The 14,655-nt window shown below is 32.5% G+C and carries 13 protein-coding genes; 9 read left to right on the top strand and 4 right to left on the bottom strand.

Going from position 1 to position 14,655, the window contains the following annotated elements; all coding sequences use genetic code 11:
• Positions 1–94: 94 nt before the first annotated feature.
• Positions 95–478, bottom strand: a complete 384-nt coding sequence (locus JV528_RS10230) for a kinase-associated lipoprotein B (RefSeq protein ID WP_000781162.1) — start codon at positions 476–478, stop codon at positions 95–97.
• Positions 479–541: 63 nt separating this feature from the next.
• Here JV528_RS10230 and JV528_RS10225 point away from each other — a divergent pair, with 63 nt between their 5' ends.
• The 5 genes from JV528_RS10225 (at position 542) to JV528_RS10205 (ending at position 6,267) form a co-directional block, all read left to right on the top strand.
• A complete protein-coding gene (locus JV528_RS10225) occupies positions 542–1,135 on the top strand; it encodes a peptidylprolyl isomerase (RefSeq protein ID WP_000035058.1) in 594 nt (197 codons plus the stop codon).
• Between the two features lie 415 nt (positions 1,136–1,550).
• Entirely contained in the window at positions 1,551–1,928 is a 378-nt protein-coding gene (gene ygs, locus JV528_RS10220; protein ID WP_001067294.1) for a S1 domain-containing post-transcriptional regulator Ygs, read from the top strand.
• Positions 1,929–2,288: 360 nt separating this feature from the next.
• Positions 2,289–3,416, top strand: coding sequence for an NADH-dependent flavin oxidoreductase (locus tag JV528_RS10215; protein ID WP_000838020.1), 1,128 nt, complete (start codon positions 2,289–2,291; stop codon positions 3,414–3,416).
• A 307-nt stretch (positions 3,417–3,723) separates the two neighbouring features.
• Entirely contained in the window at positions 3,724–4,914 is a 1,191-nt protein-coding gene (locus JV528_RS10210; protein WP_000167314.1) for an ornithine--oxo-acid transaminase, read from the top strand.
• A gap of 108 nt (positions 4,915–5,022) precedes the next feature.
• Positions 5,023–6,267 (top strand): Glu/Leu/Phe/Val family dehydrogenase, encoded by a 1,245-nt coding sequence (locus JV528_RS10205; protein ID WP_000138487.1) that lies wholly within the window; start codon positions 5,023–5,025, stop codon positions 6,265–6,267.
• A gap of 337 nt (positions 6,268–6,604) precedes the next feature.
• On the opposite strand, the gene JV528_RS10200 is transcribed toward JV528_RS10205, so the two are convergent.
• From JV528_RS10200 to JV528_RS10190, 3 genes are all read right to left on the bottom strand, one after another.
• A complete protein-coding gene (locus JV528_RS10200; protein WP_000185329.1) occupies positions 6,605–7,534 on the bottom strand; it encodes a glycerophosphodiester phosphodiesterase in 930 nt (309 codons plus the stop codon).
• Positions 7,535–7,775: 241 nt separating this feature from the next.
• Complete coding sequence (gene argH / locus JV528_RS10195) at positions 7,776–9,155, bottom strand: argininosuccinate lyase (protein WP_000066053.1); 1,380 nt, start codon at positions 9,153–9,155, stop codon at positions 7,776–7,778.
• Entirely contained in the window at positions 9,145–10,350 is a 1,206-nt protein-coding gene (locus JV528_RS10190) for an argininosuccinate synthase (RefSeq protein WP_000660038.1), read from the bottom strand. The genes argH and JV528_RS10190 overlap by 11 nt, the downstream gene beginning before the upstream one ends.
• A gap of 349 nt (positions 10,351–10,699) precedes the next feature.
• Between JV528_RS10190 and JV528_RS10185 the strand changes: the two genes are divergently transcribed.
• The 4 genes from JV528_RS10185 (at position 10,700) to lepB (JV528_RS10170) (ending at position 14,598) form a co-directional block, all read left to right on the top strand.
• Positions 10,700–12,031 carry a glucose-6-phosphate isomerase gene (locus tag JV528_RS10185; protein ID WP_000148855.1) on the top strand — a complete coding sequence of 444 codons (1,332 nt, stop codon included), beginning with the start codon at positions 10,700–10,702 and terminating at the stop codon, positions 12,029–12,031.
• An 871-nt stretch (positions 12,032–12,902) separates the two neighbouring features.
• Complete coding sequence (locus JV528_RS10180) at positions 12,903–13,478, top strand: TVP38/TMEM64 family protein (protein ID WP_204177193.1); 576 nt, start codon at positions 12,903–12,905, stop codon at positions 13,476–13,478.
• Positions 13,479–13,482: 4 nt separating this feature from the next.
• Entirely contained in the window at positions 13,483–14,007 is a 525-nt protein-coding gene (gene lepB / locus JV528_RS10175) for a signal peptidase I (RefSeq protein WP_000758212.1), read from the top strand.
• Positions 14,008–14,022: 15 nt separating this feature from the next.
• The gene (lepB, locus tag JV528_RS10170) at positions 14,023–14,598 is read left to right on the top strand and encodes a signal peptidase I (RefSeq protein ID WP_000711897.1); all 576 of its coding nucleotides are present in this window, start codon (positions 14,023–14,025) and stop codon (positions 14,596–14,598) included.
• Positions 14,599–14,655: the final 57 nt, after the last annotated feature.

Here is a 14,655-nt window from a genome sequence, read left to right as displayed (position 1 = left end):
ATTATACATGAATGATATAGTTCTGAAAAACGTACACACTCCTTGTTGTGCTTTATTTTCAGAAGTATTTAAATAAGAAGAAACACGTCATTTTTTATTTAAAATTTTCTTTGTATTGAAGTGAATAATCTTCTTTTAAGCGTGCTAAACTAGCTAAAGACATTTCAGCATGTTTTGTTTGCTGAGCTTTAAGTTTAGTTTCTAAATCTGTAATTGCTTGTTGAAGTGAATCTTCATAGCGCAATACATCAACATTGAAGTCGCGTAATTGTGAACGTTTCGTATAGCGTTTTTCAAAATGACTTAATGCTTTGCGTTCATGGAAAAATACACCTTCAGTTTCAGTAGGGTTATGTAAATCACCTTGTTTCGGGTGTTTGATAACTTGTTCAACTTTAACAAGTACATCGTCTCCATTTTCTTCAACAATCGTGACACCATAGCTACCTGTTTTGTGTGAAAATCGATATAGCTTCATGCTATTTTCCTCCCTTAAAAGTATGTTAATATATATGTATCATAACATGAATGGAGAATATAAATGGCTAACTATCCACAGTTAAACAAAGAAGTACAACAAGGTGAAATTAAAGTGGTTATGCACACAAATAAAGGTGACATGACATTCAAATTATTTCCAAATATTGCACCAAAAACAGTTGAAAATTTTGTGACACATGCAAAAAATGGTTATTATGATGGAATAACATTCCACCGTGTCATTAATGACTTCATGATTCAAGGTGGCGATCCAACAGCTACTGGTATGGGTGGCGAAAGTATTTATGGCGGTGCTTTTGAAGATGAATTTTCATTAAATGCATTTAACTTATATGGCGCATTATCAATGGCTAACTCAGGACCTAATACTAATGGTTCACAATTTTTCATTGTTCAAATGAAAGAAGTACCTCAAAATATGTTAAGTCAACTTGCAGATGGTGGTTGGCCTCAACCAATCGTTGATGCATATGGCGAGAAGGGTGGCACACCATGGTTAGATCAAAAACATACAGTATTCGGTCAAATCATTGATGGTGAAACTACATTAGAAGATATTGCAAATACAAAAGTGGGACCACAAGATAAACCACTTCATGATGTTGTAATTGAATCTATTGATGTTGAAGAATAATATCTAAACATAATTAACTACCAACATTTTAAACTCGGATAAAGCTAATTTATGAATGGATTAGTATATATTCCAACGAAAACAAATAAACTAACATGATGAGCAATCTCAATATATTTATCAAGAAAGCACAGTTTTTAAATAGATGTGTATTCTAAAGATAATAGTTGAGGTTGCTTTTTATGTTTTTACAGAGAATTGCTATTCAAATAGTTAATAAATTGAAAACAAAGTAGCTGGATATTATATTTATTTAGATAGGAATTTGTTGCTGATTTTATTTGTAAATCCAAGTTTGTAGTATTCTTATTCATTTATAAAATAATATTCGTATGATTTGATGTTTTAATTAGTCCACCATTTCGATTTGTGCTATGATAATAGTGTTAAGTAAACGAAATAAGGGGTTATTAAGTTGAATAACTACAAAATTGGCCAACATATCAAGGTGCGTGTAACTGGTATTCAACCATACGGTGCGTTTGTTGAGACCCCTAATCATACTGAAGGACTGATTCATATATCAGAAATTATGGATGACTACGTTCATAATTTGAAGAAATTTCTATCAGAAGGCCAAATTGTTAAAGCTAAAATTTTGTCTATAGATGATGAAGGAAAGCTTAATCTATCATTAAAGGATAATGATTACTTCAAAAATTATGAGCGTAAGAAGGAAAAACAATCAGTATTAGATGAAATCAGAGAAACAGAAAAATATGGGTTTCAAACACTTAAAGAACGCTTACCAATCTGGATAAAACAGTCAAAGCGAGCAATTCGAAACGACTAAAGGAACAGATAAATCGTACCGAAAATCATACAAAGGGTCTGAAATGAAAGTTTCTTAGACTATAAAAGAGATTAGTATCTATTAAATTTTATTAGATACTAATCTCTTTTTGTCTACGATAACGTAATATGATTGATTCTATTTACACTTACAAATGGTTTAAGGTGACATATCCATTATATTTGTTAGATAGAATCGTTGACTTGCAATAATGTATGTGGATTTGTTTTTTAATTTATTTTAGAAATGAGAACTACAACTTAAAGTATTAAACGAATTGCAACTATATAAACAGATAATTGGAGAATGAAAAAATTACATGTTATAGTCAACTCAATAATTTTAAGGAGGAATTAAGTAATGAAAAGTAAATACGAACCATTGTTTGATAAAGTAGAATTACCAAATGGAGTAGAGTTGAGAAATCGATTTGTGTTAGCCCCTTTAACACATATTTCTTCAAATGATGATGGTACTATTTCAGATATAGAACTTCCTTATATTGAAAAGCGTTCACAAGATGTTGGTATTACAATTAATGCTGCGAGTAATGTGAGTGATGTCGGAAAAGCATTTCCAGGACAGCCATCAATCGCGCATGACAGTGATATTGAAGGACTAAAACGATTAGCTACAGCAATGAAGAAAAACGATGCCAAAGCACTCGTACAAATACATCATGGCGGTGCACAAGCATTGCCTGAATTAACACCTGATGGAGACGTCGTAGCACCAAGTCCAATTTCTTTAAAAAGTTTCGGTCAGAAACAAGAACATAGTGCTAGAGAAATGACGAATGAAGAGATTAAACAAGCAATCAAGGATTTTGGTGAAGCAACGCGACGTGCAATTGAAGCAGGGTTTGATGGTGTTGAAATACATGGCGCGAATCATTACTTAATTCATCAATTTGTATCACCATACTATAATAGAAGAAATGATGTTTGGGCAAATCAATATAAATTCCCGGTCGCTGTGATTGAAGAGGTGCTTAAAGCGAAAGAAGCGTATGGCAATAAAGACTTTATAGTTGGATACAGATTATCTCCAGAGGAAGCGGAGTCTCCAGGAATCACAATGGAAATTACAGAGGAACTCGTTAATAAAATTAGCCATATGCCAATCGACTATATTCATGTTTCAATGATGGATACGCATGCAACGACACGTGAAGGTAAATACGCTGGACAAGAAAGACTGCCTTTAATTCACAAATGGATAAATGGTCGTATGCCACTTATCGGTATTGGTTCAATTTTCACAGCTGACGAAGCTTTAGATGCAGTTGAAAATGTTGGTGTTGACTTAGTAGCCATTGGTAGAGAGCTACTACTGGATTATCAATTTGTTGAAAAAATTAAAGATGGACGGGAAGATGAAATTATTAATTACTTTGATCCAGAGAGAGAAGATAATCATCACTTAACTCCTAATTTATGGCATCAATTTAATGAAGGGTTCTATCCATTACCACGTAAAGATAAATAAGTGTTTAACTGTTACCACTAATGATATTGTGTATGCAATTTGTTAGTGGTTTTCAATATTTATAAATAAAAATATTCTTAGTAAAATATACTTTTGATTAAGTGTAAAATTATCAATTCTTTTGCTTGTAATCATTTAAGTAATTATGTCATTATAAATGTAAGGGTTTTCAAAATAGGCAAATTTAATGAAACTTAGTGATTATTTCATCTTTTTTGGTGGAAAAGTATCTGCTTTGAAAACTAATGTAATTATTTGGATAATGTTTCATGTATAATAGTTATAAATGATGAAAAGGGGAGATATGATGACTAAATCTGAAAAAATTATTGAGTTAACAAATCATTACGGAGCACATAATTATTTACCATTGCCAATTGTCATTTCAGAAGCTGAAGGGGTATGGGTTAAAGATCCTGAAGGCAATAAATATATGGATATGTTATCTGCATATTCCGCTGTTAACCAAGGTCATAGACATCCGAAAATTATTCAAGCATTAAAAGATCAAGCTGATAAAGTGACTCTAGTTTCACGTGCTTTTCATAGTGACAACTTAGGAGAATGGTACGAAAAAATTTGTAAACTGGCAGGTAAAGATAAAGCTTTACCAATGAATACAGGTGCTGAAGCAGTAGAAACAGCTTTGAAAGCAGCACGACGCTGGGCATACGATGTTAAAGGAATTGAGCCAAATAAAGCAGAAATCATTGCATTTAATGGTAACTTCCATGGTCGAACAATGGCGCCAGTTTCATTATCATCAGAAGCAGAATACCAACGTGGTTATGGTCCATTATTAGATGGATTTAGAAAAGTTGATTTTGGAGATGTAGATGCATTGAAAGCTGCAATTAATGAAAATACTGCAGCAGTTTTAGTAGAACCAATTCAAGGTGAAGCGGGTATAAATATACCACCAGAAGGATATTTGAAAGCAATTAGAGAATTATGTGATGAACATAATGTCTTATTTATTGCTGACGAAATCCAAGCAGGATTAGGTCGTTCGGGTAAATTATTTGCTACGGATTGGGATAATGTAAAACCTGATGTCTATATTTTAGGTAAAGCACTAGGTGGTGGTGTCTTCCCAATTTCTGTTGTATTAGCAGATAAAGAAGTATTAGATGTCTTTACACCTGGCTCACATGGTTCAACATTTGGTGGTAATCCACTTGCTTGTGCTGCATCAATTGCTGCATTAGATGTTATCGTTGATGAGGATTTACCAGGGCGCTCTTTAGAATTAGGAGATTATTTTAAAGAACAATTAAAGCAAATTGATCATCCATCAATTAAAGAAGTCCGTGGACGTGGTTTGTTTATAGGTGTGGAACTTAATGAAAGTGCTAGACCATATTGTGAAGCTTTGAAAGAAGAAGGCTTATTATGTAAAGAAACGCATGATACTGTCATTCGTTTTGCACCACCATTAATTATTACTAAAGAAGAATTGGACCTTGCACTTGAAAAAATAAGACATGTATTTCAATAATGTCAAAAAGTTGTAACAATCAGTTTGTAAGGGCTTTAAAAAGGAATACGTTATGTTACAATATGTTTGAAAGCGAAATCATTAGGTAAAGAAGAGGCGAAAAGGATCATGACTGAGAACAATAATTTAGTAACTTCTACTCAAGGAATTATTAAAGAAGCATTGCATAAATTGGGATTTGACGAAGGAATGTACGATTTAATTAAAGAACCTTTAAGAATGTTACAAGTGCGTATCCCTGTACGAATGGATGATGGCACTGTTAAAACATTCACAGGTTACCGTGCGCAACATAATGATGCTGTTGGACCAACAAAAGGGGGCGTGCGTTTCCACCCAGATGTTGATGAAGAAGAAGTAAAAGCATTATCAATGTGGATGACTTTGAAATGTGGCATTGTTAACTTACCATACGGTGGTGGTAAGGGTGGTATCGTTTGTGATCCACGTCAAATGAGCATTCATGAAGTTGAACGTTTATCACGCGGATATGTAAGAGCAATTTCACAATTCGTAGGTCCGAACAAAGATATTCCAGCACCAGATGTATTTACAAACTCACAAATTATGGCTTGGATGATGGATGAATATAGTGCATTAGATAAATTTAATTCACCAGGTTTCATCACAGGTAAACCAATTGTATTGGGTGGTTCTCATGGACGCGACAGATCAACTGCACTAGGTGTAGTTATTGCAATTGAACAAGCTGCAAAACGTCGTAATATGCAAATTGAAGGTGCCAAGGTTGTTATTCAAGGTTTCGGTAATGCCGGAAGTTTCTTAGCTAAATTCTTATATGATTTAGGTGCAAAAATTGTAGGTATCTCTGATGCTTACGGTGCATTACACGATCCAAATGGCTTAGATATAGATTATTTATTAGACCGTCGTGATAGTTTTGGTACGGTAACAAATTTATTTGAAGAAACAATCTCAAATAAAGAATTGTTTGAATTAGATTGTGACATCTTAGTACCAGCGGCTATTTCAAACCAAATTACAGAAGACAATGCACATGATATTAAAGCTAGCATCGTTGTTGAAGCTGCTAATGGACCTACAACACCAGAAGCAACACGTATTTTAACTGAACGTGGTATATTATTAGTTCCTGACGTATTAGCAAGTGCTGGTGGTGTAACGGTTTCTTACTTCGAATGGGTACAAAATAATCAAGGTTATTATTGGTCTGAAGAAGAAGTTAATGAAAAGCTACGTGAAAAATTAGAAGCGGCATTTGATACGATTTACGAATTGTCTCAAAATCGAAAAATAGATATGAGACTTGCAGCATATATCATAGGTATTAAACGTACAGCAGAAGCAGCTAGATATCGTGGTTGGGCATAATTAATTATCATATGTTATTTAACGAGCTTGGGACAGAAAACAAAGCCCTAAGCTCGTTAATTATATTTTAGCAGTAGTTGACTGAATAAAAATACACTTGTAACAAGCTTATTTCAAAAATAGCCGGGGCCCCAACACAGAGAAATTGGGGAGTCAATTTCTACAGACAATGCAAGTTGGGGTGGGCCCCAACACAGAGAATTTTTAATTAAACGCTCAACTATATATAGTTGATCAAAAAGACAGCAGTAGGATAATTTCATTTTAGAAATATCTTACTGCTGTCTTTTTTAGTAATAGCTATATTTTTGTATTTATGTTTTCTAGTTTAACAATACTACTTAATGACTTCTTTATATTTGTCAGCGAAATTTGTAAAGACACCATCAACGCCGTATTTATTTAATCGTAACATATCAGCTTTTTCATTTACTGTATAAGGATGTACTATAAATCCTAAGTCTTTTAAATGATGGGTATTTTGTTCAGTTAAATCTGTATAATCAGGACCTAATCCAATCGCATAAGAGCGTATCTCTTTTAAGCGTTGGTCGTTAAATTGTTGTAGTTCACCTTTATCAACTAATTTTACTAATGGCACATGCTTATTTTGACGATGAATTTTCTTTAAACTTTCGTCAGAAAATGATTGAATCATTACATGTCCATTTTTTAATTTATTGTTATTTAAAAGGTGATGCTTTTTCAACGAAGCTAATAATTGTTCTTCCATTCCTGGGTATACATCAGGTGACTTTGTTTCAATATAATAGTTTGCATTCGGACCATAACGTTCTAAAATTTCATCTAAAGTGGGTACTTTAGCATTTTTATAACTTGCTCTTGCGTATTTTGGATATTTTTTATTAAACCAACTTCCTGCATCTAACTGTTTTAATTCATCAAGTGTATAATCCTCAACTCTACCGTGTCCATTTGTTGTACGGTTAACAGTTTCATCATGCATAGCAACTAAATGGCCATCTTTGGTACGTTGTAAATCAATTTCGATATAAGATGCTTTTAACTCATTATGACTCTTATCATATGCTTGAAACGTATGCTCGGGTGCATAGCCACTTGCACCACGATGTGCGATAGTAGTGAATCGCTCATTCGTTAAATTTGTATGCCATTGAATAGCCTGAGGTTTATTTGCAATTTGATTTGTTTGTTCAGCGCCAGCAGTAGGTACTGATAAAAATCCCATAGTAAAAACAGCAGAAGCAGCCATAAATTTAGTGAAGCTTTTCGAAGAGTTAGTCATAGTCTTTATCCTTTCATCTCTTTATTTGTAGTTTAACAATTTTAAAATACTACAAAAACCTGCTTGTGAAAACGCTTTACACATTTCTTTTACAATTTATAACATTTTTGTAATATAAATTTAAAAGAATTATCAAACATTTTAGGAATCTTAAAAATGTGATGTTCAACAAGACGAAGAGAGCATTAAAATACCCACAATGTAATTTACATAGACATTGTGGGTAGGTAGATTAACGTATTTATTGTGATAGTAATTGTTTAGCAACATCAAGTTGTTGTTTGACCGATGATTGACCCGTTGAACCGTAACTTTGACGTCGTTTTAAGCAATTTTCCGGCTGCAAATAATCGTAAATATCGGCATCAATACTAGAATGATGTTGTTGATATGTTGCTAAAGGTACATCTAATAAATAATGACCTTGTTGTATACATTCTAAGACGATTTTTCCTACAATTTCATGTGCAGTTCTAAATGGAATATTTTTAGTTACTAAATAATCTGCTAGTTCCGTTGCATTTGAAAAATCTTCTTTAACAGTTTGATTGAGTCGTTCTTTATTAATTGTCATCGTTTGAATCATACCTTCGAAAATACGTAAAGAACCTTTAATTGTATGGACAGCATCGAATAAACCTTCTTTATCTTCCTGCATATCTTTGTTATATGCTAGAGGTAATCCTTTTAAAGTCATAAGCATGCTCATTAAATGACCAGTCGTTCGACCAACTTTACCTCTAATTAATTCTGCCATATCAGGATTTTTCTTTTGTGGCATAATAGATGAGCCAGTAGAAAATGCATCTGATAATGTAATGAATTTAGCTTCGTCTGTGGACCAGAAAATAATTTCCTCTGCAAAGCGTGATAAGTGAACCATCGTTAAAGAAATATTATGCAATGTTTCAATAATATAGTCTCTGTCACTAACAGCATCTAGGCTATTCTCATAGAGACTGCCAAAGTTCAACAATGCTGTTGTCTCGTGTCTATCGATAGGGTATGTGGTACCACTTAAGGCTGCTGCACCTAAAGGATTAATATCGATTCGTTTTAAACTATCTTCAAATCGTTGTTGGTCTCGTTGTAACATCCAAAAATAAGTCATAATATGATGTGCAAATGAAATTGGCTGTGCACGCTGTAAATGAGTATAACCAGGCATAATTGTATCAACATTATTGGAAGCGATGTCTACAATTACACTTTGTAACGACTTAATTAATGCGATGATATCTTGCACTTGTTTCTTAGTGTACAAGTGCATGTCTGTTGCAACTTGATCGTTTCTACTACGTCCAGTATGCAACTTACCACCAGCATCACCAATACGTTTAATTAATTCATGTTCAATATTTAAATGAATATCTTCTAATGATGCACTAAATTGAATTTGATCTTGATGATAATCATGTTGAATAGATTTTAGTCCTTGTATAATTTGTTCGCTGTCTTGTTGACTAATAATGCCTTGATTCGCAAGCATAGTTGCATGTGCAATGCTGCCTTCGATATCTTGATCTATGAGCGTTTGATCAAAAGTAATGGATGCGTTAAAGTCGTCAACCCACTCTTCAGGTTGTACTTCAAATCTACCGCCCCAAGCTTTATTGCTCATTGCTATAGCCTCCATGTAACATCGCATTTACTTGAGTAGGTAAACCATAGATATCGATAAAGCCAACAGCAGCGTCTTGATTAAATGCATCTTCTTTTGTATAAGTTGCTAATTTTTCATCATATAGTGTGTAAGGTGATTTTCTACCATTCACGATGGCATTACCTTTGAATAATTTAATTCTGACATCACCACTTACGTATTGCTGAGTACTATCAATAAATAATTTCAAGCTATCAGTTAAAGGTGAGAACCAAAGTCCATTATATAGTTGTTCAGCAAATTGCTTCTCAATGATTGGTTTAAAGTGTGCGACATCTTTCGTTAACGTAATCGTTTCTAATGCTTTATGCGCTTTTAAAATAACTTCTGCAGCAGGTGCTTCATAAATTTCTCTTGATTTGATACCTACAAGTCTATTTTCTACATGGTCAATTCTTCCGATACCATGCTTACCAGCTAATGCATTCAACGTTAAAATTAAATCGTCTAATTCATATGTTTTGCCATCAATTTGAACTGGGATACCTTTAACAAACGTTAAAATGATTTCATCAGCAGTATCTGGTGTTTCTTCTAAAGCATTTGTTAGATCGAACGCATCCTCTGGTGGCGCAGCATAAGGATCTTCTAAAATACCACATTCATTCGCTCTGCCCCATAGATTTTGATCGATAGAATAAGGTGAATCATGGTTGATTGATACAGGGATATTATGTTTAATTGCATAATCGATTTCTTCTTCACGACTCCATGCCCACTCACGTACAGGTGCGAATGCTTTCAATGATGGGTTTAATGCTTTAATGGCAACTTCGAAACGTACTTGGTCATTCCCTTTACCAGTACAACCATGTGCAATACCTACTGAATTTGTTTTCTCAGCAATCTCTACTAATTTTTTAGCAATTAACGGTCTTGATAAAGCAGAAACTAATGGATATGCATTTTCATACATTAAATTTCCTTTGATTGCATAACTTACATACTCATCACTAAATTCTTTTGTGGCATCAATAATATGACATTCAATAGCTCCCATATCTAAAGCTTTTTTATAAACGATGTCTAAATCTTTACCTTCACCAACATCTAGGCAACAAGCTACAACGTCGTATCCTTTGTCGATAAGCCATTGAACGGCCACACTTGTATCTAGTCCTCCTGAATATGCTAAAACAATTTTCTCTTTCATAAAATTCACCTCATTGTAGTTATCTGAATATTTCGTATGAACACATGATAGCAAACTTTTAATGAAAATAAAACCATTATTTTACATATTTATTCATAAAATATGATAGAGGTAGTTAGATTTGTAAGTGTAAATGCTTATTTATCAATGTTTAAAAGTGTTTTAAAAAACATGCAAATTGTATAAAAATGTTTGAGTGTTTGACGACAGTTAGAAATGTTTGTTGAAAAATAGGTGTGAAACGTCACATAAATATCAATTTTATTGATTAAGTACAAACTTGTGAATTGAATCGCAAACGTAAACTTAGTAAAATTAAGATATTAAATGAAACAGGAGGCTTTTATAGATGACTCATATTCAATTAGATTTTAGTAAAACGTTAGAATTTTTCGGTGAACACGAATTAAAACAACAACAAGAAATTGTTAAATCAATTCACAAAACAATTCATGAAGGTACTGGTGCAGGTAGTGACTTCTTAGGCTGGGTTGATTTACCAGTTGATTACGACAAAGAAGAATTTTCAAGAATTGTTGAAGCATCAAAACGCATTAAAGAAAATTCTGATGTTTTAGTAGTCATCGGTATTGGTGGTTCTTACTTAGGTGCACGTGCAGCAATCGAAATGTTAACGTCATCATTTAGAAACAGCAATGAATACCCTGAAATTGTATTTGTTGGTAATCACTTATCATCAACATACACTAAAGAGTTAGTTGATTATTTAGCAGACAAAGATTTCTCTGTAAACGTTATTTCTAAATCTGGTACAACTACAGAACCAGCAGTTGCATTTAGATTGTTCAAACAATTAGTTGAAGAAAGATACGGTAAAGAAGAAGCACAAAAACGTATATTTGCAACAACAGATAAAGAAAAAGGTGCTTTAAAACAGTTGGCTACAAACGAAGGTTATGAAACGTTCATCGTACCTGATGATGTAGGTGGAAGATATTCTGTTTTAACAGCAGTAGGATTATTACCAATTGCAACAGCTGGAATTAACATCGAAGCTATGATGATTGGTGCTGCAAAAGCACGTGAAGAATTATCTTCAGATAAATTAGAAGAAAACATTGCATACCAATATGCGACAATTCGAAACATTTTATATGCAAAAGGTTATACAACAGAAATGTTGATTAACTATGAACCATCTATGCAATACTTTAATGAATGGTGGAAACAATTATTTGGTGAATCAGAAGGTAAAGACTTCAAAGGTATCTATCCTTCAAGTGCCAACTACACAACTGATTTACATTCTTTAGGTCAATATGTACAAGAAGGCCGTCGTTTCTTATTCGAAACAGTTGTAAAAGTAAATCATCCTAAATATGATATTACTATTGAAAAAGATAGTGATGATCTAGACGGATTAAATTATTTAGCTGGTAAAACAATCGACGAAGTTAACACAAAAGCATTCGAAGGTACATTATTAGCGCATACTGATGGTGGTGTTCCTAACATGGTAGTGAACATTCCACAATTAGATGAAGAAACTTTCGGTTATGTCGTATACTTCTTTGAACTTGCTTGTGCAATGAGTGGATACCAATTAGGCGTAAATCCATTTAACCAACCTGGTGTAGAAGCATATAAACAAAACATGTTCGCATTATTAGGTAAACCTGGTTTTGAAGACTTGAAAAAAGAATTAGAAGAGCGTTTATAACATACATTACTTCAATGATTAGTGATCTATAAAATGGTATAAATATAGAGCTGAATATTAAGTTCATTGATAAAAATGAAAAGGCAATTTCTATTTAGAGTTATTTAAATAGAAGTTGTCTTTTTATATTATTAAAAATTTTGATTGGTATAGAATTAAGTTACATGTATTTATTATTAGATAACTATATTTATAGGAGGCGGTTAGTATGAATACAAGTTTGTTTTTAATAATTGCTGTTTTTAGTGTTTTGTTGACGATGATAATTTCTATAAATGAAAAGCATAAAAAATAAACATTGTACATCGAAGTGATGGTAAGTTTTGTGATATTTAATTAGCACCTATAATTTACAGTGTAAAAGAAACTTTAAAGAGAGGTATATGTTGGAAAGTTTATATAGAAAAATACAGATAGTATTAATAATATTAACAGCAGTTGTTTGTTTTAATGGGTTATTAAATACTAATGTAACGTTAAAAACGAATATAAATATTTTTGTTTTTAGTGGCATATTGTTATTGGCTTTTATTTGTTGGGCTTATGTTAAACTTAACAAATTTAAGTAATGGATGGGCAATGGATTAGAAAAGCATTGGGAAGTTTTAAAATATAAAATGCAAGTATTCAACGTCAGTAAGTGTCTGATATATATAAAGGTCTTAGGCTCGTTTCCTACGTTTAGACAAATACTTAAGACGAAGAATGTTAAGAGAAAATTAAAGATAAAATAATATCTGCCATACAATAATATTGTTATACTACTAGAGACTGATTTATTAGCATGATTACATGTTAATGTTTCTTTACTTAGTAATTAACTTTATAATGTAAGAATAATTATCTTCAGCCAAAGAAAGGGATTGATGATTTGTCGTTTCATCAAGTAGAAGAATGGTTTGAGATATTTCGACAGTTTGGCTATTTACCTGGATTCATATTGTTATATATAAGAGCGATTATTCCAGTATTTCCATTAGCACTCTATATTTTAATTAATATTCAAGCCTATGGACCTATTTTAGGTATATTGATTAGTTGGCTTGGATTAATTTCTGGAACATTTACAGTCTATTTGATCTGTAAACGATTGGTGAATACTGAGAGGATGCAGCGAATTAAACAACATACTGCTGTTCAACGCTTGATTAGTTTTATTGATCGCCAAGGATTAATCCCATTGTTTATTTTACTTTGTTTTCCTTTTACGCCAAATACATTAATAAATTTTGTAGCGAGTCTATCTCATATTAGACCTAAATATTATTTTATTGTTTTGGCATTATCAAAATTAGTTTCAACAATTATTTTAGGTTATTTAGGAAAGGAAATTACTACAATTTTAACGCATCCTTTAAGAGGGATAATAATGTTAGTTGTGTTGATTGTATTTTGGATTGTTGGAAAAAAGTTAGAACAGCATTTTATGGGGTCGAAAAAGGAGTGACATCGTGAAAAAAGTTGTAAAATATTTGATTTCATTGATACTTGCTATTATCATTGTACTGTTCGTACAAACTTTTGTAATAGTTGGTCATGTCATTCCGAATAATGATATGTCACCAACCCTTAACAAAGGGGATCGTGTTATTGTAAATAAAATTAAAGTTACATTTAATCAATTGAATAATGGTGATATCATTACATATAGGCGTGGTAACGAGATATATACTAGTCGAATTATTGCCAAACCTGGTCAATCAATGGCGTTTCGTCAGGGACAATTATACCGTGATGACCGACCGGTTGACGCATCTTATGCCAAGAACAGAAAAATTAAAGATTTTAGTTTGCGCAATTTTAAAGAATTAGATGGAGATATTATACCGCCTAACAATTTTGTTGTGCTAAATGATCATGATAACAATCAGCATGATTCTAGACAATTTGGTTTAGTTGATAAAAAGGATATTATTGGTAATATAAGTTTGACATATTATCCTTTTTCAAAATGGACGATTCAGTTCAAATCTTAAAAAGAGGTGTCAAAATTGAAAAAAGAATTATTGGAATGGATTATTTCAATTGCAGTCGCTTTTGTCATTTTATTTATAGTAGGTAAATTTATTGTTACACCATATACAATTAAAGGTGAATCAATGGATCCAACTTTGAAAGATGGCGAGCGAGTAGCTGTAAACATTATTGGATATAAAACAGGTGGTTTGGAAAAAGGTAATGTAGTTGTCTTCCATGCAAACAAAAATGATGACTATGTTAAACGTGTCATCGGTGTTCCTGGCGATAAAGTAGAATATAAAAATGATACATTATATGTCAATGGCAAAAAACAAGATGAACCATATTTAAACTACAATTTAAAACATAAACAAGGTGATTACATTACTGGGACTTTCCAAGTTAAAGATTTACCGAATGCGAACCCTAAATCAAATGTCATTCCAAAAGGTAAATATTTAGTTCTTGGGGATAATCGTGAAGTAAGTAAAGATAGCCGTGCGTTTGGCCTTATTGATGAAGATCAAATTGTTGGTAAAGTTTCATTTAGATTCTGGCCATTCAGCGAATTTAAATATAATTTCAATCCTGAAAATACTAAAAATTAATATGAAACAAATACAACATCGTTTGTCGGTTTTAATACTGATAAACGATGTTTTATT

The sequence above is a fragment of the Staphylococcus sp. GDB20D11A genome, assembly GCF_016893255.1.
In the GTDB taxonomy this organism is placed as follows: Bacteria; Bacillota; Bacilli; order Staphylococcales; family Staphylococcaceae; genus Staphylococcus; species Staphylococcus aureus.
This window is presented reverse-complemented; position numbering and strand designations above follow the sequence as displayed.